The sequence below is a fragment of the Stenotrophomonas maltophilia group sp. SKK55 genome (assembly GCF_057179845.1).
This window is the reverse complement of record NZ_JBXUHP010000059.1, coordinates 404,820-425,237: the sequence shown is the minus strand read 5'-3', so window position 1 is coordinate 425,237 and position 20,418 is coordinate 404,820. Positions and strand designations below refer to the sequence as shown.

The window sequence follows — 20,418 nt, the reverse complement described above, 5'->3', positions numbered from 1 at the left end:
GGAGATGCACCATGCAACGCGACCAGAAAGACCTTCTCCATCCGGACACGGAGGCGCAGCGCCCCGATCCTGTCAGTCCGCTGCAGGCGACGCTGCACAACCGCCGCAATCATGACGAGGCGCTGCAGGAAACCTTCCCCGCCAGTGACCCGATCTCACCCTTCGTCGCTGCGCCAACGCCGGACGAGCAGGACAAGCGCCTTGGGGAGCGGGTCAGGCTGCCAGACCGTCGCACGGATGAGGAGGCCGGGGGAGGTGACCAGTGATCCGGCGCGGTTTCGCCCGTGTCGCGGCCGCGACGGCGCGATTGTCCGGCAGCCTGGGGGCATTCGTCGCAGCGCTGGGTGTGATCATCACCTGGGCCGCGAGCGGGCCGGCCTTCCACTTCAATGACACGTGGCAGCTGGTGGTGAATACGGGAACAACCATCGTGATCTTCCTGATGGTGTTCCTGATCCAGCACACGCAGAACGCCGATACGGCCGCGTTGCACATCAAGCTGGATGAACTGATCCGGGTCAGCATGGACGCCAACCAGGAGCTGTTGAACCTGGAGTCGATGGAGCCGGCGCATCTTGAGGACATTCGCCAGCGTTGCGAGGCACTGGCGAAGACCGCTGCAGACATCAAGTCCAGGAAGGAGCGCTGCATGCCGTGTGGTTCGGGCGCACTCTCGTAAAGACCGTGCGCAGTAATCCTGCGGGCGCTCACATGCCGCCTTCACCTGGCCCCTGCCCGATCGCAACCGGGCAGGACCTACGCTGAGCACTCCACTCACTGCGGAGCCCAGTATGGCTATCAAGACGGCGGAAGACCTGTTCATCCATGAACTCTCGGATATCTACAGTGCCGAAAAGCAGCTGACCAAGGCCCTCCCGCGCCTGGCCCGTGCGGCCGAGAACCCGGACTTGGCCGCAGCGTTCGAAACGCACCTGGAAGAAACCCAGGGCCAGATCGAGCGCATCGACCAGGTGGTGGAGATCCTGGGCATTCGCCTGAAGCGCATCAAGTGTGCGGCGATGGAGGGCCTGGTGGAAGAAGGCAAGGAAGTGATCGACAGCATCGACAAGGGACCGGTGCGGGATGCGGCCCTGATTGGCGGCGCGCAGAAGGTCGAGCACTACGAGATTGCGTCCTACGGCACCATCGCCGCGCTGGCCAAGCAGCTGGGCTACAAGGACGCCCTACCGCTGCTGCTGGAGACGCTGGAGGAAGAGAAGGCCACCGACGAGAAGCTGACCCTGCTGGCCAAGGGCGGCGGCAACGCCAAGGCTGCACAGGCCGCCTGATCGGCGCGCCGCGGAATACGGCTGCCACGGACGGCAGCCTCAGGTCCCGTACAGTACCTGATCATTGGGACAGAAGAACGTGCGTCGCCGCGTTGTCCCCAGATAGAGCTTGCTGATCGGGCCACCACACAGGGGACAGACCTTTTTCGTGTGCACCTGCCAATGCTTCTTCAGCTCGAAGCGGCGCTTCCACTCCAGGAAATCGAAGCTGTAGGCGCGAGCCTGCTCGATCAAGGCGGTAAGCCTTCGTGGCGGCAGGTCGCCCAGCCGGGAGGCGGGATGCACGCCTATCCGGAACAGCACCTCGTTCTTGATGATGTTGCCCACGCCGGCGAAGACGCTCTGGTCCAGGAGCGCATCACAGACCAGGACGTCCGGCAGGGCCTTCAGCTTGCGCCGGGCCAGCTTCGGATCCCAGGCCTCGTTCATCACGTCCGCGCGCCAATCGTAGACATCGTCCAACGGCTCGTCGATCAGCCGCACGGAGCACGCATAGAAGTTCAGCTCGCCATTGTCGAACATCAGGGATACACGCGGCGGGGTTGGCTTCCGTTCGTCGATGCGCCAGCTGCCGAACATCATCAGGTGGATGCGCAGCGTGTGGCGGCTGAATTCCAGCAGGAAGTGCTTGCCCCAACTGCGGACCGCCTTGACCCGGCGGCCCTGCAGCGGTGACAGGTCGATGCGGCTGTTACCGGACACGGTGCGGACCACGTGCCCCTTGAAATGGCTCGCCGCTTCCCGCAACAGCACGATGGAAGGACCTTCAGGCATGGGCGTTCTCCTGCAGCAGCGCCTGCAGGCGCAGGGCGTTGCGGGTGGCGTGGCCGAGTGCGGTATTGTCCAGTACGAACCAGGCCGGCCGTTGCGCATCGGCTTCGCGCTGCAGCCGTTGCGCCAGCTCCGCCAGGGTCTGCTCGCTGTACGCACTGCGATAGATCTGCGGCTGGCCGTGCCAGCGCCAGTAGCTCCACGTGCGGTCACCGCCGGGGATCGCTGCCGCCGGCACACGTGCCGGATCCGCGGCGACCCGTGCCACGCCATGCGCGCTCAGAAGCGCATCCACTTCCGGCGTGAACCAGCTCGGGTTGCGCGGCTCGCACGCCAGATCGGCCCGCGTGCGTGCGCGCAGGCCCCGCAGGAAGGTTTCGGCCGTGATCGTGTCGTACACCAGGCTGGGCGGCAACTGCAGCAGCAATGGACCGAGCGTTCCACCCAGCGCCAGCACGCCTTCAAGGAACTGTTCGAGCGGTTGCATTGCATCGCGCAGCCGACGCTCATGGCTGATCTCGCGCGGCAGTTTCACCGCGAACCGGAAGCCCTCCGGCACGCTCGCGGCCCATCGCGCGTAAGTCCTGGGCTGGTGCGGTCGATAGAAGGACGAGTTGATCTCCACCATCGGCAGGCGTGTGGCATAACGCTGCAGCAGGCTGTCGCCCGCGCCGAACGCTTCCTGATCCGCCCGCGGCAGCGACCATCCCGCACAACCGACGCGTGGTGGGGCGGGCGCGACCGGGGCGGCTGCGGCCTTCATCGTGCCAGCTGCCCGTCCGGTTCGGTGATGCCGCCCGCACCTGCCTCCGTGTGCGACTGCGAAACCGACAGCAGACGATCCAGTGCACTCTTCCCCGAGTCGAGCGCCGACGCGCTGCGCACGAAGCCGGTCCAGTCGGAGATGGCGACCTTTCCCAGCGCCAGCTCGTCCACCCGCACGCTGCGCATCCGCCAGTGCGGAAACTGTCGACGCCCCACCCTGCCCCGGTTCAGCTCGACGATCCCACTGTGGCTGCTGGCTCCCAGAATGCGCATGTAAGCGGCCTTGATTCCTGCCTCCGGGCCTTCCAGGTACTGCAGGAAGCGCGAGCCATCGAACAGCAGTGTGCCGGTGACATCGACGGATTCGTTGAACTGCACCGCCTCCGCCACAAGCTGCTGCAGCCGCTGTTCCGTCAGGTTGCGGGAGGCTTCACTTACGTAGGCAATTGCTCGAAAAGGCATGGCACCACCGCTTGTTGCAGACCGCTCTACCATAGCCACGCGGAGCGTACGCGCGGTGAGATCGGTGTGGACGCCGCGTCGAACAGTGGCGTGTCCCTTCCGCATCGCGTTGACGCGCGGTTGGGTTGCGGAAGACGTGTCTGCCGGTGCGCACACGCGTGCACCATGGTTCGTGGAGGCAGGATGAGGAATCGCGGGCTTCCGGATGAGGCCACGCTGGCAGCCATGCCACCGCCGTCTAGCGCCGGATCTGGAAGATGGTCGCTGCCGCCAATCGGGCGGCTGAACCCAAGGAGACTTTCCATGGCCAACCAGAACCAGAACCAGGGCAACAGCAACCGCGGTTTCGCTTCGATGGACGAGGACAGGCAGCGCGAGATCGCCGCCAAGGGTGGACGTGCCGCGCACGAGTCAGGTAGCGCCCATGAATTCAGCTCGGAAGAAGCACGCGAAGCCGGCCGCTAGGGCGGCGAAGCAGTGAGCCAGGACCGCCAGCACATGGCCGACATCGGCCGCGAAGGCGGCCAGAACAGTCGCGGTGGTGGCAACCAGGGCGGCAACCAGGGAGGCGGGCAGCAACAGCAGGAACGTGGCGGCGGCAACAACCGCGGTGGCCAGCAGCGCTGATCGGCATTGAAACCCGATGTACCCCTTCGTGGGCGGACGTGATGTCCGCCCGCTTTCGTGCGCCCTCGCGGCACTCACGGGCGTTTCAACTGGGGCGCCGCAGGCGCGCGCCCCAGGTTTTTCACGGCTCGCGTGGTGGCAGGTCCAGTGCGCCCGCGCCCGGGCCGGCCCCCAGCTCGGCCCCGGTGGTCGGCCGTGCTTCCGGGTCGGAGAGCGTGCGCAGGGTCATGGCCTGCACCGCCGCTTGTTCGCGCGGATCCAGGTCTACCGTGCCGCTGCCGTCGCCACCGTCCACAGCGGCCTGTGCCTCGCGGTCGCTGACCCGCTCCCAGAGCTCGCCGCTGTTCCAACTGCCCTGCAGGTTGTCGGCGCCGTCGCCCTGCGACATGTCCATGTACAGATCGGTGAACGCGGGATCCCCCGGCAGCTTGCCCGGTGGGAAGTTGGGCTGGATGCTGTGCAGCGCCTTCTCGAACGACTTCATGTGGGCGATCTCGCGGGTCATCAGGAAGCGCAGCGCATCCTTGATGCCCGGGTCGTCGGTGACGTTGATCAGGCGCTCATACACCAGCTTGGCGCGCGCTTCGGCCGCAATGTTCGAGCGCAGGTCGGCGCTGGGGTCGCCGATCGAGTCGATGTAGGCGGCTGTCCACGGAACCCCGCTGGAACTGACCAGCGCCGGGCCGCCGCCGTACAGGATCTGTTCGGTGTGGCTGGTGCTGTTCTGGCCCAGCAGCCGCATGTCCTCGGCCTCGGCAAGCCCTTCGGACTGGATCGCCTTGGGCCCGCGGTTGAGCATGGCGATGATGGTGCCGATGATCTCCAAGTGGCTGATCTCCTCGGTGGCGATGTCCATCAGCAGGTCCTTGCGCCCGGGATCGCATTCGCCAAGTCCCTGGGTGAAGTAGCGCATCGCGGCGGCCAACTCGCCCTGCGAGCCGCCGAACTGCTCAAGCATGAGGCTGGCGAGCTGCGGATTGGATTCGCGGACGCGCACGGTATACATCAGTTTCTTGTGATGAAAGAACATGAGGATTTCTCCAGTGGCTGGCGTGGGCTGGCTTTGCGGTCAACGCTTGGCCTGGGCGCCAGGCGTTTCGTCACGGTTGAGGAACGCACCGACCAGGCCGTCCTGGTGGTCCTCCAGCCAGCGCGCCATGGCAACCTCTTCCTGCAGGATCTGGCCACACACCGCCGCAATGTCGGGCGCACCGGCGCGCTCGGCAGCGATCACCAGCGCCCGGTACGTGGCGATCTCGGTGTTCTCGAAGCCGAACGAAAGGCCCACGCTCTTGACTACCTCATCTTCCATCAGGGTGTTGCCAGCGGCGTGGATGGCGGCGGTCATGCTGGCGAACAATCCCTTTGCGGTGGGCACGCTTCCTCCCAGCGCCTCGATGCACTGCCGCAGGGAAGCGGCCTGCCCCTGTGTCTCCTGGACGTGCTGGCCGATCCGGGCAGCGAGCTGGGGGTAGTTCTCGATCCGCGAAGCCATGGCCTTCATCATGGTCTCCGCTTCCTGTTCCATGGCGTAGGCATCCTGCAGCCATTTCAGCAGGCGTTCGCGTCGGGTGTCGTTGTGGTCTGCCATCTCGATCTCCGGTCTGGGGCGACATGCCTCCGGAGAACATGGTGGAACGCTGGCAATCACCGCCTTGTCGGGCGCTGTGAACCGCTGGAGGTGGCCGCTGCACGCGGCCCTGATGCAGCGATAACATGCACGGACTGCGGGCTGGCCCCGGTCCGCGATCAGGGCATCGGGCTGGACAGTGCCGCGCCGCCGGCTTGACCTTGCCGGCTGCCGCCCGACGCGCGCGGAGCGTCCGTTGCCACCAGCGCCTGTACCACACGATGTTGCATACGATGAGCGCCGCCTTCCACGCCCACGACATACACGAAGCGCCCATCGAATTTGGCGTGCGCGCCCTCCAGGAGATCGTCGGCCTGCAGCGCCCGCTTGAGCGACTTCATCCACGTGCGTTCAGGCATGCGGTCCAGTTCCACTACGATCGCAGTGCCACCGCAGTCCAGCGGCATGCACTCGACACGCAGCACGCGTGGAGAAGCAGAATCGGTTCCGGATAGCGGCATGAGAGAAGCTCCAATGCGGGGGACGGCGGCAGTATCCATGGCACGCGCCAAGGCGCCGTCAACGAACGCCATCCGGCCCTGCACGCTGCCTCGACGGTGCTGGAAGCGCGCTGCACGGGCTTCGCGCGGGGCTGACAACCCGCACGCGCCGTATTGATGCTGCACAGCACAGACTGGCACTCCCGAAGCAATACAGACTGCACACATGCAATCCGGAATGAGCCAGCGCAGATGCAACCTGCTGCTGGTGGAAGACCAGCTCGACCTGGCAGTACTGATGGAACATGCACTTGAGGAGGCAGGCGACCAGGTGACACACGCCTACAGCGTGTTCGACGCGCTGGGGCTGCTGGACACCCAGCGGTTCGACGGCGCCGTGCTGGACGTCGAGCTTCGTGACGGCGTGGTGTTTCCGGTCGCCGATCGCCTGGCGGAACTTGGCATCCCTTTTCTGTTCGTCTCTGCGGTCTATGACCAGCTGGTGCCACAGCGTCACCGCCGCGCCGCCTTCGTGGCCAAGCCGTTCCACGTCGATCAGTTGCAGGAGACGGTGCGGCGCGTGGTGGGCGACGCCTGCGCACCCCCTTCCGCACACTGACCCCAACCGCAGCGGTCAAGCGAGGTGTGGGGCCACCACCAGGCTCAGCTGGCGCAGCGCACCACCACGGGAGAGCCCGTCCCAGTTGCTACGCGCCACGCTGCGGATCTCGGAGGCCTCAACCCACAGCAACCGCATCGACCAATAAGGAAAGAACCGGCCTGAAACCCTGCCGCGGCCCAGTTCGATCAGTTCGCGATGGCTGCGGGCACTGAGAATGCGGCTGTACACCACGTTGATGCTGTCTTCCGGTCCCTCGATGTACTGGAGGAAGCGGAGCCCATCATAAAGAAGCACACCCGTAACGCCGGATTCGAAGTTGAAGCCGGCGGCGGCCCTGGCGAGGTCGTCCACATGGTCCATGGAAAGCCCCGGTATCGCCTCACTTGCGTAGGCGATCGCGCGGAGGGGCACATTCGTCCCTTCTGGCGCAGGAGGTTTCCTGCACGGCAATGATCGCTGCCCCGCTGTAGGCGCGGATGAGGGCCTTCAGGCGCTGGGGCACCGCCCCCTCCCCTCGGCTGCACACTCCGCTAACACCCGACCCGGACTTCAGGCGGCGTTCGCGTAGGGCTCAACGATTGCAAGCAGCTTTTCCATCGCTCCCCCTTCGTCCTGGCTCGTTACCGCCCGCTGGATGAAATGGCTCCAGTCGGCAAGGGCAATCCTCTGCAGCTCGCCCGCGCTGACCGACAGGCAGCGCATTGGCCAGAACGGCAACCGCCGCTGCCCGACACGGCCACGCCCGAGTTCGGTCAGTTCGGTGTGGCTGCGGGCGCCGCTTACGCGGGAGAACGCAACATCCAACCCGTCGGCGGGGCCTTCCATGTATTGCAGGAAGCGCTGCTCGTCAAACAACAGGACCCCGGTCACGCCCGCTGATCGATTGAAGCGGGCCGCATCTTCCATCAGTGCAGCCAGGCGTTCCGGCGTGAACCCGGGGACAGCCCGGCTGGCGTAGACAATCGCGCTGTTCGGCATCGGCTGCTCCTACTCTCCCAGCCGATCAATCTAAGGGCGACAGCGTTCACACGCCGTAAACGCGTACAGGGAGCGCGTCACGCATGGGCCCATGTGCGCGGGTTTCATGGATTCGGGCTGGATCGGAGACGCCTGACGGCGCGAGTGCATGCTGCGGTGCGGCGAAACGGCCGGTGTTTACGCAATGGCCGGCCCGGTCAGCACGGCAGGGGCACCCGCCGCCCCCATCTCCGCCAGATAAGCCGAAAATCCCCCTGCGGCGCGCCCTTCCAGACGGGCGCTGGTCAGGACGACGGGAGCTCCGGCCCAGCGTACATCCGCGCCGCGGGCCTGCAGCGCCCTCACCATCTGAACATCTTCCCCGCAGCGCAAGGCAGGAAAACCGCCAACCGCACGATAGGAATGGGCAGAGACACCCAGGTTGGCACCATGGATGCGCCCGTGGCCCTCGCCCCACTGCTGCCGCCCCTGGAATACCCTGCGCAGGCGCTGTTCGGACGGGCAGGTCGCCGCAATGTCCACCAGTCCGCAGAAGGCGTCACACGGCTGCGCCAGTTGTCCAACCAACCAATCGCCAGGGACCTCGCTATCGGCGTCCGTGCTGGCCAGCCACCTGGCGCCACGACTCAGCAGCTCGGCGGCGGCCACGCCGCGGGCAACCCCTACGCAGCGTGCATCCAGCCGCACAATGCCGACGCGCTGCTGGTGGCAGATGGACGCCGTCGCATCCGAGCAAGCGTCCAGTGCAACCACCACGTCCACTGCTTCGCCGCCCAGGCCCGGGTGCAGGGTAGCTCTTCGGATCGATTGCAGGCAGCGCGCCATGCTGGCTGCCTCGTTGTGCGCGGGGACCAGAACGCCTATCACCGCAGGCCCTCGTTGCGGGCCAGTGACAGCGTGCCGCGCGTCCAGCCTTGCAGCACGAAGTCCGCATCGCGATAGTGGAAGGCTTCGTGCAGGCCGTCTCCCAGGCAGCGATGCACGACTTCGGTCCGGCTCGCCCGCCCAGGGAACGGGGGCAACCAATGGCAGGCGACCAGCAATCCGTCGTCACGAAGTGCTTCATCGATTCCGGCCCGTAGCTCGCGAAGGGCGCTCGTCCCCAGGTAGTAGCCCATCTCACCGCAGACGATCAGGTCGAAGCGCCCCGGCGGCCATTGCTCGGGGTGGCTGGCGCAGTGGACCTGCACGTGCGGCAGGTGGGCCAGGTTGCGGCGGGCCCGGAACGCTGCGCGCGGGCTGATGTCGGTGGCCAGCAGGCGCTCGCAGCGCGCCGCCAGGGCCTCGGTCAGCACGCCGTTGGAGCAACCCAGCTCCCAGCCACGATTGAACTGGCGCTGGCTCAGGCTTGCCAACAGCAGTGCACGCTTGCGTTCTTCATACCACCGGCTGCGGTAGCCAAAAGGATCTTCCTGCTCATGCAGTTCATCGAAGTATGGTTGCGCGCTCATGCCAGGAACACCTCGTAATCGCGGAAAAATCGGGCCAGTACATGGGAAGGCAGCACCGGCGGGCTGTTCAGGCCCGGCACGTTGCCGGTCTGCGTCCGGAACCGGGCGATGGCGCTTCGTTTCACCGACGCCACTGCGGAAATATCGACAAGTCGCGGGAGCTCCCACGCCATGTGCGCGCAGGCCGGATCCAGCCAGTGCCAGCCCCATACCGGGTACTCCAGTCGACAGCAACCCACTGCGCGCGCGGCGCGGCAGGCTGCACGCCCTGCCGCTTCGTGATCCGGGTGTCCATCGAAGCGCCAGGGCGCCAGTACCAGATCACCCGGCTGCAGGTGCTGCTGCAGCCAGTCCTGCAGGCCCTGTTCGTGCTTACTGACCGCGCCATCGCCGATGCCGAGATGAAACGTGGCGTCAGCCGGAATCCCAAGCTCCGCCAGCGCCGCGGCAAGCTCTGCCCGACGCGCCGACCGCAGGCGGTCCGGTGTCCACCAAGGTTCACCCGGATAACACGCTTCACCATCCGTCACGGCAATGACACCAATCTCCATGCCCTGTGCCGCGGCTTGATGGAGCAGCCCGCCACAGCCAAGGATCTCGTCGTCGGGATGCGGCGCAACGACCACAAGGCGGTCATGGTCGGCGCACAGCGAGCGGGCGGGCGTGGACGGTTGCTGCCAGAGCCAATCGCAGCGCAGCCAGGCCTGTTCTTGCGTTCCCTGTCCTTGCAGGGGTGTGCTGGCTACAGCGCCCATGCGGTCTCCTCTGCTGCCCGCTGCTCACCCAGCCACTGCCAATCCCGATCGGCGTGGCACTGCCTGAGGAACACCGTCAGGTCCGCCCAGCGGCGGGCGTGACCGTCTTCCAGGCACATCGGCGCCGGCCCGAGCGCCCGACCTGCAAGGTCCAGGACGCGCGTCGCCGCCCGCTCGACCACGCAGCGCAGCCGCACTACGTCTTCCCGATGCGCCGATTGGGGCGCGTCGTCGATGCGCGCGGCCACTTCGCGAAGCAGCGCCGCAGCCGGCCCCAGGGCAAGGTCCACTGCACCCAGCAGCCGTGCGCGGTTGCCGTCGCTGCAGGCCGGTCGCATGCGTTCAGCCAGTGCCACCGCTGCGCCAAACCAGACCGCCGCGATGCCCGCCCCGCCGTGCCAGAAGCCCGGGCGTTGCAGGTAGGCGTCGCGCGCTCCCAGAATCGTCATCGGTGCGCCGTCGAAGCGCACCGTCGTGGACGGAATGCCAGCCATGCCAGCGGCCGGCCAGGGCTCACCCGAAAGCGTGCACCAATGCTCCGCCTCCACGTGGCACAGCCACACGCCCTGTGTGCTCCGCACGGTTACCAGTGCCGCATCCACCCAAGCGCTGCCTGAACACCAGGGTTTGTCGCCATACAGCCCATCGCCGGCGTCGATGCGCAGGGTGTTGGCTGGGCCTTCTGCGGCCCATACCGCCAGCAGCTGCCCTTCAGCAACCACAGGCGCGTTCAGCTCGGCAATGATCGCCAGGGCGTCGTAATGCGCTTCCAGTACCTTGGCCAGGCAGAGATCCTCTGCGCCCCACGCCGCCAGCGCCCGCCAGCGCTGCAGCGTGTGGCCACTTCCGGGCAAAGGCAGTGCGGGCTGCTGGGCGAGAACCTGGCGTGCACGGTTGAACAGCGAAGAAGGCAACATCACATCCTGCATGGCCGATCTGCAATGAAGATAGGTCATGAACGTAGGCGCCCTGCGGTCACATCACTGTCTTGGCGGTGTGGCGGCCACATGAATACCCGGCGCAGTGTTCCTCACGCGCTCACCGCTGGCGATGTTCGCTGGCACGCACGCACAGGCGCAGCTCCCATAGCCATGGCAACACCATTAGGCCAAGTGCCGGCAGCAATACGAACCACCACAGCGCCGGTGCTGCCGGTGCCACATTGACTGCCCATCGAGGTTCGGCCTGCCACGCCACCCCGCCCAGCAGGACCCAAGGAGCGGCGTCGAGCACACTGTGCACGTGCTGCTCGGCCGGGCTGATGCGTCGCCGCCCGTCCGCGCTGACAGTGTCGAAGTAGCCGGCGATTGCGTGCGCGATGACCAGGACTGCCAACAGCGTGACGAGCGACCACGTGCTTTCCAGCACGAGCCACGCCAGTACGCCGCTGCCGATGAGCAGCAGCTGCAGCCCATGCAGCAGGCTCTCGCGCATCGCGGACGTGTGCGGCAGGTCGGTACGCCGGTGAAAGTGGAAGTCCAGCGCACCGGCGGCCAGCCAGACTGCGTAGACACAGGCCATGACAATCCCACTCATGACGGCCTGCTCAGGGGGTCAATACGATCTTGCGGCAGTCGTCGTCCTTGGCATCGAACATCGCATAACCTTGCGCTGCGTCGGCCAGGCGCATCCGGTGCGAGATGATGTCTCCCGGATCCAGCTTTCCTTCCAGGATTGCGTCCAGCAGTTCCGGCATCAGTCCCTGCACGTGAGTCTGCCCCATCTTGAATGTCAGGCCCTTGTCGAACGCATCGCCCAGCAGGAACCCATGGATGAAACCGGCATAGACACCGGGAATGCTGACCACGCCGCCGCGGCGGGCGGCTGCGATGCACTGACGGATGGCCACGCCGCTGCTGCCTTCCAGTTTCACGGCGGTCAGCGCTGACTCCAGCGCACTGCCCTCGGCCTCGAAACCGACGGCCTCGATGCAGGCATCCACGCCGCGCCCACTGGTCTGGGTCAGGATGTAGTCGGCCGGGTCCTCGATCTCCTTGAAGTCGATCGGCGTCACACCATAGGCGCGGCGCGCGTAGTCCAGGCGGTAGCGAAGATGGTCGACCATGAAGATGGTCTCAGCTCCCAGCAGCCGGCAGCAGGCCGCGCTCATCAGTCCCACCGGACCGGCACCGAAGATCGCCACTGTCGAGCCCGGCTTGACCCCTGCGTTCAGCGCGGCCTGATAGCCGGTGGGCAGAATGTCTGACAGGAACAGAACCTGTTCGTCGGCCACGCCTTCCGGAATGCGCAGTGGGCCCACATTCGCCTTGGGCACGCGCACGAATTCGGCCTGTCCGCCTGCCACGCCGCCATACAGATGGCTGTACCCGAACAACGCCGCCGGAGGCAGAAGGCCCTTCTGGTTCAGCGCAGCGCCCTTGCCCGGGTTGGTAGTCTCGCAGGCGGCATACTCGGCCAGCCGGCAGTGGAAGCACTCGCCACAGGCGATCACGAAAGGGATCACCACGCGATCGCCCGGCCTCACCTGGGTTACGCCGCTGCCGACCTCTTCCACCACGCCCATGAATTCGTGCCCCAGCACATCGCCGTCGTGCAGATCGGGAATCTTGCCCCTGTACAGGTGCAGGTCCGAGCCACAGATGGCGGTGGCGGTAACCCTCAGGATCAGGTCGTCCTCGGCTGCCAGCACCGGGTCCGGCACGGTCTCGACGCGCACATCCTTGCGTCCGTGATAGGTCAATGCCTGCATCGTGCTTCTCCAGAAGATCGGAACGACAGCATTGCAGGGACGTCCTCCTGCCCCGGTGACATCCAGGTGTGCGCAGCGTTCATTCCGCGGCGTCGTGGCGTTAACCCGGCCCGGGGCACGCTGCGAACACCCGCCACAGGAGCTCACCATGAACGACAAGCTGCCTTTCAATCCAACAACAGACGTGGACGATCAATCGAAAGCGCACACGCCGGACAAGCGGCACAATGATCGAGCGAAGTGGAAGGAGCACGACATGCCGGACGACGGTGATGGCCCCAAGGCCGTACCCGAGGACTACGAGCGTCCCGATCCCGATCCGACGGGCAAGCGTTGAGGCCGCCTCACATCCTGGATGCGCCGGGTTCACGCGTCATGATGTGCTGCCGGCGCAAGCTGCATGCACGGCTTCTGGTCAGGCTGAAAGAGGTGTTGCATGTGGAAACGCAACGGTCTCTCGCTGGTACTGCTCGCACTCACTGTCGTCTTCATTGTCGGGCAGGCAGTTGCGGGACATCACGTGCACAATCAGGCGTTGACGCAGCACGGACGCGCGCCGATCGGCCTCTGGCACTACCTGGCGACCGGGCATTTCGTGAGCGCTACATTCGAGAACTGGGAGAGCGAGTTCCTGCAGATGGGGATGTACGTTCTTCTGACCGTCAGCCTGCGCCAGCGTGGCTCAGCCGAATCCCGGCCCCTGGACCCGGCGCAGGAGCAGAACCGCATCGAGCCGGGACCTGCGCCGTGGCCGGTTCGTCGCGGCGGCGCATGGAAGGTGCTTTACGGTCACTCGCTTGCGATTGCCTTCGGGCTGTTGTTCCTGCTCAGTTTTGCATTGCATGCACTGGGTAGCTGGCGCGCCGAGCAGGTCGAGCAGCAGCTGCAGGGGTTGCCGGTGCCGGGTTTCCTGGAGCATCTGGCCAGCAGCACGTTCTGGTTCGAATCGATGCAGAACTGGCAGAGCGAATTCCTTGCCGTGCTGTCCCTCGTCGTGCTTACGATCTTCCTGCGGCAGAAGGACTCACCGCAATCCAAGCCGGTCGAAGCTCCGCACGCGCAGACAGGGGATTGAACCATGGGAAATGCTCCGTCGACCGCCTTGCTGATCATCGATATGTTCAGTCGCTTCGACTTCCCAGGCGCGCAGGCGCTGGCGCCAGCAGCGGAGCGGGCGGCCACACAGATCCGACGCTTGAGAGACCACTTTGATGGCCACGGATGGCCGGTCATCTACGCCAATGACAACTTCTCGGACTGGAAGCGTGACTTCCGCCAACAAGTAGCACAGTGCCAGCGGGACGGAGGACCGGCCGGGCGGATTGCCGACCTCCTCTCTCCCCTGCCCGGCCACTACTTCGTGCTCAAGCCCAAGCATTCGGCGTTCCTGGCCAGCCCGTTGCCGATTCTGCTGGCCAAGCTTGGCGTGCGCAGCCTTTGGCTCAGCGGGATGACGGCCGATTCATGTGTCCTGGCTACCGCGCTGGACGCCAACGCCAGGGAATTCGACGTAGTGGTGGCACGGGAGGCCGTGGCGGGGACGCCGGCCCGGAAACAGCGTGCGATGGCGCTGCTCGCCGATTCGGGTGCAGCCCGGGTCGCACGGCTCGCCTCGCTCGTCCCGGCATGACAGGCCGGAGCGGGCTCAGGCCCGGTCTGCGATTCCCTTTACACCGGCGTGACCGGCGCAATGTGCGCAGCAGAAGATCTGACCGCTTCCTTCAACGCCATGCCCGATGATCGCGCAGTCGCAATGTGCGCAGCGCGGTGCGAACGCATGGATGGCGCACTCGAACGAATCGAAGGTGCCGCTGCGTCCGCCCTGCTGGAGGGTGAAGCTCTTGTCGTAGTCATTGCCGCAGACATCACAGGTGGCCATGGGGCACCTCATGCGGAGGAAGGAGCATGCAGTGTCGCGGGCGCGGGTGTCGGCGGTCGTGAATGCATCGTGTCGCCAGCGTGCAGAACACCGATGTGTTCATTACGCAGGCCGCAGCGCGCGTTGGCAACGCCCAGCCCACGCGTCTCAGCGTGCCTTGCCGGGCTCGGCACTGCCACCAGGCGATTTGCCGTGACCACAGGGAAACGCAGCGCGCAGCCCTTCGACAACCAGGGGAGACGCATCCTGTTGCAATCGCTCGCGGGGCAGCTGCCGCAGATGGGAAGACACCTGATCGACCAGTTCATGCGGAAGGATCCGGCCCTGCCCACACCACTGCCCGCGGCTGGCATCGGCAACGCCCAGTATGTAGCTGCTGGCCCGGGCGCTGGACAGCCCCCGGCAGTGTTCGCCATCGCAGAACCCGTCAGCGCCTTTGCCCTCCAGCAGCGTGATGAGCTCCGCCCCACTGACAAGCCAGGTGCGTTCCGGTTGCGTTGTGCCTGCCACGGCGGGTCCCACCAGGGCGCCGAGGCCCAGTGTCAGGAGCCAACGCATGCGGCGGTGTGCGCGGCGGGCGTGATGTCCTTTCATATCAGGGTCCTGGCTGTCGTTTTTCCGGATTCCACGCGGCGCCGGTCAGAGTTGATCAAGCTGGTTGCGTGGTTGAAACGCCGGGTCGTCCTCAGCGTCCAGCATGGCATCCACCAAGGCGTCGAAGGGCGCGGCAGCGGTATCCAGGTCCGTGGAAGAAAGGAATCCGGATTGCCCCTGGCCGGCCAGGGCAATCGCGGCAACGGTCTCGCGCTCACCTTCCTCTGCCCAGAGATAGTCGTGGACCAGTGCCACCCCGTGGTCGCCCGCCTTCAGGAAATCGGCCGCGCCCCGTGCCACAGTCAGAAACGCGATGAGATCGTAGAGGCTTTCCGAATACGTCAGCGATCCCGCAACAAAGTGCGTACCAGTGCGGTCATAGACGGCAACCTGGATGTTCTCGGCCTGCGCGGATGCAAGGAAGGCCTTCAATGCGGCGCGATTGTCGGGGTAGCGGGCCAGCAGGGCCTGGCAGTCTACGAGCAGTTCATCCAACGCCTCGTCGCTTGAAGACGCCAGGCATTCACCGTTGCGCAAGCGCCACGGCCCGGCGATGCATCGCCAGTCGGACCATCGGGATGGCGAAGGCAGGGGCGCCGCCAGCCATCTGGAGAGATCTTCGTGGCGCAACTGCAGGCGCAACAGCGCTGAATAAGGCTCTGACAAGGCGATGATCCATCCGGTCTGCGTGTCCAGATGGCTTTTAGCAGACAACGCGCGACCCGCCAACACCCCAGTGCCAGCCTCATGGACTGCGCCAGACTATCGCGCAGCCGTTGACCCTCTGACCACGCACCTTCCCGTCATCACCAGTCTGCGTACCGGCAGCTCCGGCATGCGCAGGCGCTCCAGCAACAGCGACATCGCAGCTCGCCCCATCTCTTCAACCGGCTGCTCGACCACGGTAACCCCGGGTTCGACCAGTTCGGTCCATCGCTCATTGTCGAACCCTGCCAGCGCCAGCTCTCCTGGAATCGCAAGCCCAGCGCTGCGGGCCGCTTTCAATGCGCCCATGAGCAGCAGGCTGTTGCTGGCGACCAGCGCATCGGGACGCGAAGGACTGGACAACCACTGCTCGACCGTTGCGATGGCGGCCTCGGCCGTGGGCTCTACCTCGCGGTAGTCCGGTTCCAGCCCGTGCCTGCGCATTGCTGCGATATAGCCGTCGCGGCGTTCGGCCGCCGTGGTACTGGTGCTGCCGAACAGGCCACCGATGCGGCGATAACCGCGCTCGGCCAGGTGCTCGACCAGGCCTGACATCGCCGCTGCGTTGTCGAGGACCACGCTGTCGATCGTGCCACCCGGTGCGGCACGGTCGACCAGCACCGTCGGATAATCCAGCCTCAACCGGTTCAACCGCCCCACCGTGGTCCGGGTGGGCGCAAAGATCAACCCACTGATGCGCTCCTCATGCATCAACTGCAGGTACAGTGCTTCGCGCTCGGGGTCCTCATCGGTGTTGCAGAGGGTGACGCGAAGGCCTTCCCGGTACGCGACTTCCTCCACGGCGCGGATCAGCGCGGTGAAGAACGGGTTGCGGATATCCGCCACGATCAGGCCGATGATGCCGGTGTGCCGGGCGCGCAGGCGTCTGGCCTGCAGGTTGGGGTGGTACCCGGTCTGGCGGATCGCCGCCTCCACCCGGCCGCGCACGGCCTCGCTGACCGGGCCTCCGCCGAGCACGCGCGACACCGTGGACTTGGATACCCCCGCCACGCGTGCGACGTCATTGATGCTGATGCTCACTGGTAACGTTCCCGGAATCGAGCGCTTTTCTGGGCCGGACGGCCGTCCAGGACCATGTTAACGCCAAAGGACTATTGGATTTTTGTGCACTGCACATTGAAATGGCGAGTGGGAACGTTCCCAATACGTCTCAGCCACCCCTTCCGCGGAGCCCCCTTTGTCGCCCCAGACCTCCCCTTCCCCGGCCAGCCGGGAACTGATCCGCCTGGACGCGCGGGCGCAGGACAAGACCGATGCCATTGCCCAGGTCGCGCAGATGCTGGTCGCGTCCGGCTGCGTGGCGCCGGGTTACGAAGCCAGCATGGGGCGGCGCGAAACGCTGGCGAACACCTTCCTTGGACACGGCGTGGCAATCCCGCACGGGCTTGGCGAGGACCGCCATCTGGTGCTCCGCGATGGCATCGCCGTGCTGCAGTTGCCGCAAGGCGTGGAATGGAACCCGGGACAGATCACCCGTCTGGTGGTCGGCATCGCTGCCCAGTCGGATACCCACATCACGGTGCTGCGCCGCTTGACCCGGCTGATCCAGGACGAGTCCACGCTGCAGCGGCTGTTCACCACCACCGAGGCGGGTGAGATCATGAACGCGCTGGCCGGCGATGTTGCGATTGCCGCCACCCACGCGCCAGCGGTGGATCTGGCCGAGCGCTTCGAATGGACCATCGCCTACCCCAACGGACTGCACGCCCGTCCTGCCACGCGCTGGGCCGAGACGGCGCGCGGCTTCGCAGCCCGCGCGCAGGTCCGCGCAGGCGATCAGGCGGCCGATGCCAAGAGTTTGGTAGCGCTGCTTCAGCTCGGGCTGCGTGAGGGCGATGCCGTGCGTGTTTCTGCCGAGGGCGCCGATGCCCCCGCGCTGCTGGCTGCGCTGCGCAAGGTCATGGATGGATTGGTCGCACAGGAAAGGGCTGATGCCGAGCGTGCAGCCCAGCGCAAGGCAGCAGCCCCTGTCGCCGGGTGGAAACCACCCGAAGCGCAGGCAACGATCATTGGCATCGGCGCCAGCCCCGGATTGGCGATCGGCCCGGTGCATGTGCTGGCCAGCACGCAGGCGGAAGTCACTGACCGTCCTGCCCCGCTTGGCGAGGGCGGCGCACGCCTGCAGGATGCACTCGGCCGCACCCGCCAGCAGCTGGCCGCCCTGCAGGACGACACCCAGCGCCGCCTTGGCGCTTCGGATGCGGCGATCTTCAAGGCGCAGGCCGCGCTGCTCGACGACACCGACCTGATCACCCGCACCTGCCAGCTGATGGTCGAAGGCCATGGTGTGGCGTGGTCATGGCACCAGGCCATCGAGCAGATCGCCTCCGGGCTGGCGGCGCTGGGCAATCCGGTGCTGGCCGGGCGCGCGGCGGACCTGCGTGATGTCGGCCGACGCGTGCTGGCGCAGCTTGACCCTTCTGCTGAAGGTGGTGGCCTGGCGGATCTGCCGTCGCAACCGTGCATCCTGATCGCCACAGATCTCTCGCCTTCGGATACCGCCAATCTCGACACCGGTCGCGTGCTCGGCCTGGCCACCGCGCAGGGCGGGCCGACCTCGCACACCGCCATCCTCTCGCGCACGCTGGGCCTGCCGGCGCTGGTGGCCGGCGGCGCCGGGCTGTTGGCGATCCAGCCAGGCCGCGAAGCGATCCTGGACGGCAGCAGCGGACGGCTCTACCTGTCCCCCTCCGAAGCCGATCTCGCCTCGGCACGCGAATGGATCGCCGAACAGCAGCAGATCCGCGAGCGCGAAGCCGCGCAACGCGCGCAACCCGCCCAGACCCCCGACGGCCACCGCATCGACATCGGCGCCAACGTCAACCTGCCCGACCAGGTGCCACTGGCACTGGAACAGGGTGCGGAAGGCGTCGGCCTGATGCGCACCGAGTTCCTGTTCCTCGAACGTGGCAGTACGCCCAGCGAGGAGGAGCAGTACACCACCTATCTGGCGATGGCCAAGGCACTCAACGGCCGCCCGCTGATCGTGCGCGCGCTCGACATCGGCGGCGACAAGCAGGTGGCGCACCTGGAACTGCCACGCGAGGAGAACCCGTTCCTCGGCGTGCGCGGCGCGCGCCTGCTGCTGCGCCGCCCTGACCTGCTGGAGCCGCAACTGCGTGCGCTGTATCGCGCCGCCAAGGACGGTGCACGCCTGTCCATCATGTTCCCGATGATCACGTCGGTGACCGAGCTGGTCGCACTGCGCGCCATCTGTGAGCGCCTGCGTGCCGAGCTGGAGGCGCCGGTGGTGCCGATCGGCATCATGATCGAAGTGCCGGCTGCCGCCGCTCAGAGCGACGTACTGGCGCGCCATGCCGACTTCTTCTCGATCGGCACCAATGATCTGACCCAGTACGTGCTGGCGATCGACCGCCAGAACCCGGAACTCGCCGCCGAGGCCGACAGCCTGCATCCGGCGGTGCTGCGCGCGGTCCGTGCCACGGTTGAAGGCGCACGGCTGCATGGGCGCTGGGTCGGCGTCTGTGGCGGCCTGGCCGGCGATCCCTTCGGCGCCATGTTGCTGGCTGGCCTGGGCGTGGACGAACTGTCGATGACCCCGAACGACATCCCGGCGGTGAAGGCGCGCCTGCGTGGCACCGCGATGACCGAACTGCAAGCGCTGGCCAGCACCGCACTGGGGTGCGAAACCGCCGAGCAGGTGCGCGGCCTCGATGGAGCGCGCGCATGACTGCCCGCGCCGTCACCGTGACCCTGAACCCGGCCATCGACCAGACCGTGCGCCTGGCCCGCCTGCAGCCAGGCCGGGTGCATCGCGCCGGCAGCTCCCGCGACGACGCAGGCGGCAAGGGCATCAACGTGGCGGCCTGCCTGGCCGACTGGGGCGTGCCGATCACCGCGCTGGGTGTGCTGGGCGACGGCAACGACGGCGTGTTCCGCACGCTGTTCCGTGAGCGGGGCATCATTGACGGCTGCCTGCGCGTTCCGGGCCATACCCGCACCAACATCAAGCTGGTCGAAGAGGCCAACGGCGAAACGACGGACATCAACCTGCCAGGCCTGGCCGTGGACGCTGCCGATCTGGACGCGGTGTCGCGCCAGCTCGGCGCCCTGCTCGCGCCCGGCCTGCCGGTCGTGCTGTCCGGCAGCCTGCCGCACGGACTACCGGCCGATGCATGGGCGCGGTTGCAGGCGCAGGCCGGAACGGCCGGTGCGCGCGTGCTGCTGGACACCAGCGGCGATGCGCTCGTAGCTGCGCTGGACGGCGCGCAGGGCGCGCTGCCCTACGCCATCAAGCCCAACCGCCACGAACTGGAGGCCTGGACCGGCACGTCGCTGCCGGATCGCAGCGCACTGCGCGCTGCAGGCCAGGCCTTGGTCGAACGCGGTGTCGCACTCGTCGCCATCTCCATGGGGACCGACGGCGCGCTGTTCATTGATCGCGCCGGCGCACTGGTCGCGCGACCGCCGCGTCTGGCCCAGGGCAGCACGGTGGGCGCCGGTGATGCCATGGTCGCCGGCATCGCCGCCGCGCTGTTGGAGCGCTCCCTCGACCTGGCCGCCTGTGCACGACTGGCCACGGCGTTCTCGATGAGCCGGCTGGATAGCGGAGACGCGCGGCGGCTCGATCCGGCGCAGGTGCGCGCCGGGGCCGGCGATGTACTGATCGAGCGGTTGGATTGAAACACCTGCCGGAGGAGCAGCGGTTGGCTTCGGGCCACCCGCGATGCCTCCGGCAAGGACGAACCCGAAGCATTC

At 66.6% G+C, this 20,418-nt stretch carries 29 protein-coding genes; 11 read left to right on the top strand and 18 right to left on the bottom strand.

The annotated features are described in order from the left end of the window. Positions 1-11 precede the first annotated feature (11 nt). The 3 genes from AC2A1N_RS20055 to AC2A1N_RS20045 all read left to right on the top strand — a co-directional run bounded on the left by AC2A1N_RS20055 (position 12) and on the right by AC2A1N_RS20045 (position 1,289). On the top strand, positions 12-266 hold the full coding sequence (locus AC2A1N_RS20055) for a hypothetical protein (RefSeq protein WP_484373275.1): 255 nt from the start codon (positions 12-14) through the stop codon (positions 264-266). Beyond that, entirely contained in the window at positions 263-679 is a 417-nt protein-coding gene (locus AC2A1N_RS20050) for a low affinity iron permease family protein (RefSeq protein WP_484373273.1), read from the top strand. Before AC2A1N_RS20055 ends, AC2A1N_RS20050 begins: the two co-directional genes overlap by 4 nt. Before the next feature lie 112 nt (positions 680-791). Next, positions 792-1,289 (top strand): YciE/YciF ferroxidase family protein, encoded by a 498-nt coding sequence (locus tag AC2A1N_RS20045; protein ID WP_134967920.1) that lies wholly within the window; start codon positions 792-794, stop codon positions 1,287-1,289. A 39-nt stretch (positions 1,290-1,328) separates the two neighbouring features. On the opposite strand, the gene AC2A1N_RS20040 is transcribed toward AC2A1N_RS20045, so the two are convergent. From AC2A1N_RS20040 to AC2A1N_RS20030, 3 genes are read right to left on the bottom strand one after another with little or no spacing between them, the layout of a single operon-like run. After that, complete coding sequence (locus AC2A1N_RS20040; RefSeq protein ID WP_484373271.1) at positions 1,329-2,063, bottom strand: DNA-formamidopyrimidine glycosylase family protein; 735 nt, start codon at positions 2,061-2,063, stop codon at positions 1,329-1,331. Continuing rightward, a complete protein-coding gene (locus AC2A1N_RS20035; RefSeq protein WP_484373269.1) occupies positions 2,056-2,823 on the bottom strand; it encodes a DUF72 domain-containing protein in 768 nt (255 codons plus the stop codon). Before AC2A1N_RS20035 ends, AC2A1N_RS20040 begins: the two co-directional genes overlap by 8 nt. Next, the gene (locus AC2A1N_RS20030; RefSeq protein ID WP_484373267.1) at positions 2,820-3,287 is read right to left on the bottom strand and encodes a BLUF domain-containing protein; all 468 of its coding nucleotides are present in this window, start codon (positions 3,285-3,287) and stop codon (positions 2,820-2,822) included. The genes AC2A1N_RS20035 and AC2A1N_RS20030 overlap by 4 nt, the downstream gene beginning before the upstream one ends. Before the next feature lie 303 nt (positions 3,288-3,590). Between AC2A1N_RS20030 and AC2A1N_RS20025 the strand changes: the two genes are divergently transcribed. Together AC2A1N_RS20025 and AC2A1N_RS20020 are read left to right on the top strand one after the other, a co-directional pair. Further along, the gene (locus tag AC2A1N_RS20025) at positions 3,591-3,752 is read left to right on the top strand and encodes a KGG domain-containing protein (protein ID WP_478457621.1); all 162 of its coding nucleotides are present in this window, start codon (positions 3,591-3,593) and stop codon (positions 3,750-3,752) included. Between the two features lie 33 nt (positions 3,753-3,785). Beyond that, positions 3,786-3,914, top strand: a complete 129-nt coding sequence (locus AC2A1N_RS20020; RefSeq protein WP_278252469.1) for a hypothetical protein — start codon at positions 3,786-3,788, stop codon at positions 3,912-3,914. A gap of 121 nt (positions 3,915-4,035) precedes the next feature. Here the strand turns inward: AC2A1N_RS20020 and AC2A1N_RS20015 are convergent, their stop codons facing one another. From AC2A1N_RS20015 to AC2A1N_RS20005, 3 genes are all read right to left on the bottom strand, one after another. Continuing rightward, positions 4,036-4,944 carry a manganese catalase family protein gene (locus AC2A1N_RS20015; protein ID WP_478457617.1) on the bottom strand — a complete coding sequence of 303 codons (909 nt, stop codon included), beginning with the start codon at positions 4,942-4,944 and terminating at the stop codon, positions 4,036-4,038. Positions 4,945-4,983: 39 nt separating this feature from the next. Next, positions 4,984-5,505: a ferritin-like domain-containing protein gene (locus AC2A1N_RS20010; RefSeq protein ID WP_049416479.1), complete on the bottom strand. Its 522-nt coding sequence runs from the start codon at positions 5,503-5,505 to the stop codon at positions 4,984-4,986. 158 nt (positions 5,506-5,663) lie between these two features. Next, a complete protein-coding gene (locus tag AC2A1N_RS20005; RefSeq protein ID WP_231352105.1) occupies positions 5,664-5,903 on the bottom strand; it encodes a hypothetical protein in 240 nt (79 codons plus the stop codon). 307 nt (positions 5,904-6,210) lie between these two features. On the opposite strand from AC2A1N_RS20005, the gene AC2A1N_RS20000 reads away from it, so the two are divergent. Next, complete coding sequence (locus AC2A1N_RS20000; protein WP_061478260.1) at positions 6,211-6,603, top strand: response regulator; 393 nt, start codon at positions 6,211-6,213, stop codon at positions 6,601-6,603. Between the two features lie 15 nt (positions 6,604-6,618). On the opposite strand, the gene AC2A1N_RS19995 is transcribed toward AC2A1N_RS20000, so the two are convergent. The 8 genes from AC2A1N_RS19995 to AC2A1N_RS19960 form a co-directional block, all read right to left on the bottom strand. Continuing rightward, positions 6,619-7,017: a BLUF domain-containing protein gene (locus AC2A1N_RS19995; RefSeq protein WP_484373263.1), complete on the bottom strand. Its 399-nt coding sequence runs from the start codon at positions 7,015-7,017 to the stop codon at positions 6,619-6,621. 138 nt (positions 7,018-7,155) lie between these two features. After that, a complete protein-coding gene (locus AC2A1N_RS19990; RefSeq protein ID WP_484373261.1) occupies positions 7,156-7,584 on the bottom strand; it encodes a BLUF domain-containing protein in 429 nt (142 codons plus the stop codon). A 177-nt stretch (positions 7,585-7,761) separates the two neighbouring features. Then, positions 7,762-8,451 carry a glycosyltransferase family 2 protein gene (locus AC2A1N_RS19985; protein ID WP_472957781.1) on the bottom strand — a complete coding sequence of 230 codons (690 nt, stop codon included), beginning with the start codon at positions 8,449-8,451 and terminating at the stop codon, positions 7,762-7,764. Then, positions 8,448-9,035 (bottom strand): class I SAM-dependent DNA methyltransferase, encoded by a 588-nt coding sequence (locus AC2A1N_RS19980; RefSeq protein WP_061478264.1) that lies wholly within the window; start codon positions 9,033-9,035, stop codon positions 8,448-8,450. Before AC2A1N_RS19980 ends, AC2A1N_RS19985 begins: the two co-directional genes overlap by 4 nt. Further along, positions 9,032-9,790 carry a PIG-L deacetylase family protein gene (locus tag AC2A1N_RS19975; protein WP_061478265.1) on the bottom strand — a complete coding sequence of 253 codons (759 nt, stop codon included), beginning with the start codon at positions 9,788-9,790 and terminating at the stop codon, positions 9,032-9,034. Before AC2A1N_RS19975 ends, AC2A1N_RS19980 begins: the two co-directional genes overlap by 4 nt. Continuing rightward, positions 9,778-10,719, bottom strand: a complete 942-nt coding sequence (locus AC2A1N_RS19970; protein WP_484373258.1) for an acyl-CoA dehydrogenase — start codon at positions 10,717-10,719, stop codon at positions 9,778-9,780. Before AC2A1N_RS19970 ends, AC2A1N_RS19975 begins: the two co-directional genes overlap by 13 nt. Before the next feature lie 109 nt (positions 10,720-10,828). Beyond that, complete coding sequence (locus AC2A1N_RS19965; protein WP_484373256.1) at positions 10,829-11,326, bottom strand: hypothetical protein; 498 nt, start codon at positions 11,324-11,326, stop codon at positions 10,829-10,831. 10 nt (positions 11,327-11,336) lie between these two features. Beyond that, positions 11,337-12,500, bottom strand: a complete 1,164-nt coding sequence (locus tag AC2A1N_RS19960) for a zinc-dependent alcohol dehydrogenase (protein WP_088497169.1) — start codon at positions 12,498-12,500, stop codon at positions 11,337-11,339. 148 nt (positions 12,501-12,648) lie between these two features. Between AC2A1N_RS19960 and AC2A1N_RS19955 the strand changes: the two genes are divergently transcribed. The 3 genes from AC2A1N_RS19955 (at position 12,649) to AC2A1N_RS19945 (ending at position 14,130) form a co-directional block, all read left to right on the top strand. Beyond that, entirely contained in the window at positions 12,649-12,837 is a 189-nt protein-coding gene (locus tag AC2A1N_RS19955) for a hypothetical protein (RefSeq protein ID WP_134967931.1), read from the top strand. Between the two features lie 99 nt (positions 12,838-12,936). Further along, on the top strand, positions 12,937-13,575 hold the full coding sequence (locus AC2A1N_RS19950; RefSeq protein ID WP_484373254.1) for a DUF6766 family protein: 639 nt from the start codon (positions 12,937-12,939) through the stop codon (positions 13,573-13,575). A gap of 3 nt (positions 13,576-13,578) precedes the next feature. Beyond that, positions 13,579-14,130 (top strand): cysteine hydrolase family protein, encoded by a 552-nt coding sequence (locus AC2A1N_RS19945; RefSeq protein ID WP_484373252.1) that lies wholly within the window; start codon positions 13,579-13,581, stop codon positions 14,128-14,130. A 15-nt stretch (positions 14,131-14,145) separates the two neighbouring features. Here AC2A1N_RS19945 and AC2A1N_RS19940 read toward each other — a convergent pair whose 3' ends face one another. The 4 genes from AC2A1N_RS19940 to AC2A1N_RS19925 all read right to left on the bottom strand — a co-directional run bounded on the left by AC2A1N_RS19940 (position 14,146) and on the right by AC2A1N_RS19925 (position 16,719). Further along, positions 14,146-14,379 (bottom strand): hypothetical protein, encoded by a 234-nt coding sequence (locus AC2A1N_RS19940; RefSeq protein ID WP_005416583.1) that lies wholly within the window; start codon positions 14,377-14,379, stop codon positions 14,146-14,148. A gap of 147 nt (positions 14,380-14,526) precedes the next feature. Further along, on the bottom strand, positions 14,527-14,973 hold the full coding sequence (locus AC2A1N_RS19935; protein WP_484373250.1) for a Rap1a/Tai family immunity protein: 447 nt from the start codon (positions 14,971-14,973) through the stop codon (positions 14,527-14,529). A 45-nt stretch (positions 14,974-15,018) separates the two neighbouring features. Beyond that, positions 15,019-15,639 carry a hypothetical protein gene (locus AC2A1N_RS19930; RefSeq protein ID WP_484373248.1) on the bottom strand — a complete coding sequence of 207 codons (621 nt, stop codon included), beginning with the start codon at positions 15,637-15,639 and terminating at the stop codon, positions 15,019-15,021. A gap of 96 nt (positions 15,640-15,735) precedes the next feature. Then, positions 15,736-16,719 (bottom strand): LacI family DNA-binding transcriptional regulator, encoded by a 984-nt coding sequence (locus AC2A1N_RS19925; protein ID WP_484373246.1) that lies wholly within the window; start codon positions 16,717-16,719, stop codon positions 15,736-15,738. 157 nt (positions 16,720-16,876) lie between these two features. Here AC2A1N_RS19925 and ptsP point away from each other — a divergent pair, with 157 nt between their 5' ends. Together ptsP and AC2A1N_RS19915 are read left to right on the top strand one after the other, a co-directional pair. Then, a complete protein-coding gene (gene ptsP / locus AC2A1N_RS19920; protein ID WP_484373244.1) occupies positions 16,877-19,390 on the top strand; it encodes a phosphoenolpyruvate--protein phosphotransferase in 2,514 nt (837 codons plus the stop codon). After that, complete coding sequence (locus AC2A1N_RS19915; RefSeq protein WP_061478275.1) at positions 19,387-20,343, top strand: 1-phosphofructokinase family hexose kinase; 957 nt, start codon at positions 19,387-19,389, stop codon at positions 20,341-20,343. The genes ptsP and AC2A1N_RS19915 overlap by 4 nt, the downstream gene beginning before the upstream one ends. Positions 20,344-20,418 lie beyond the last annotated feature (75 nt).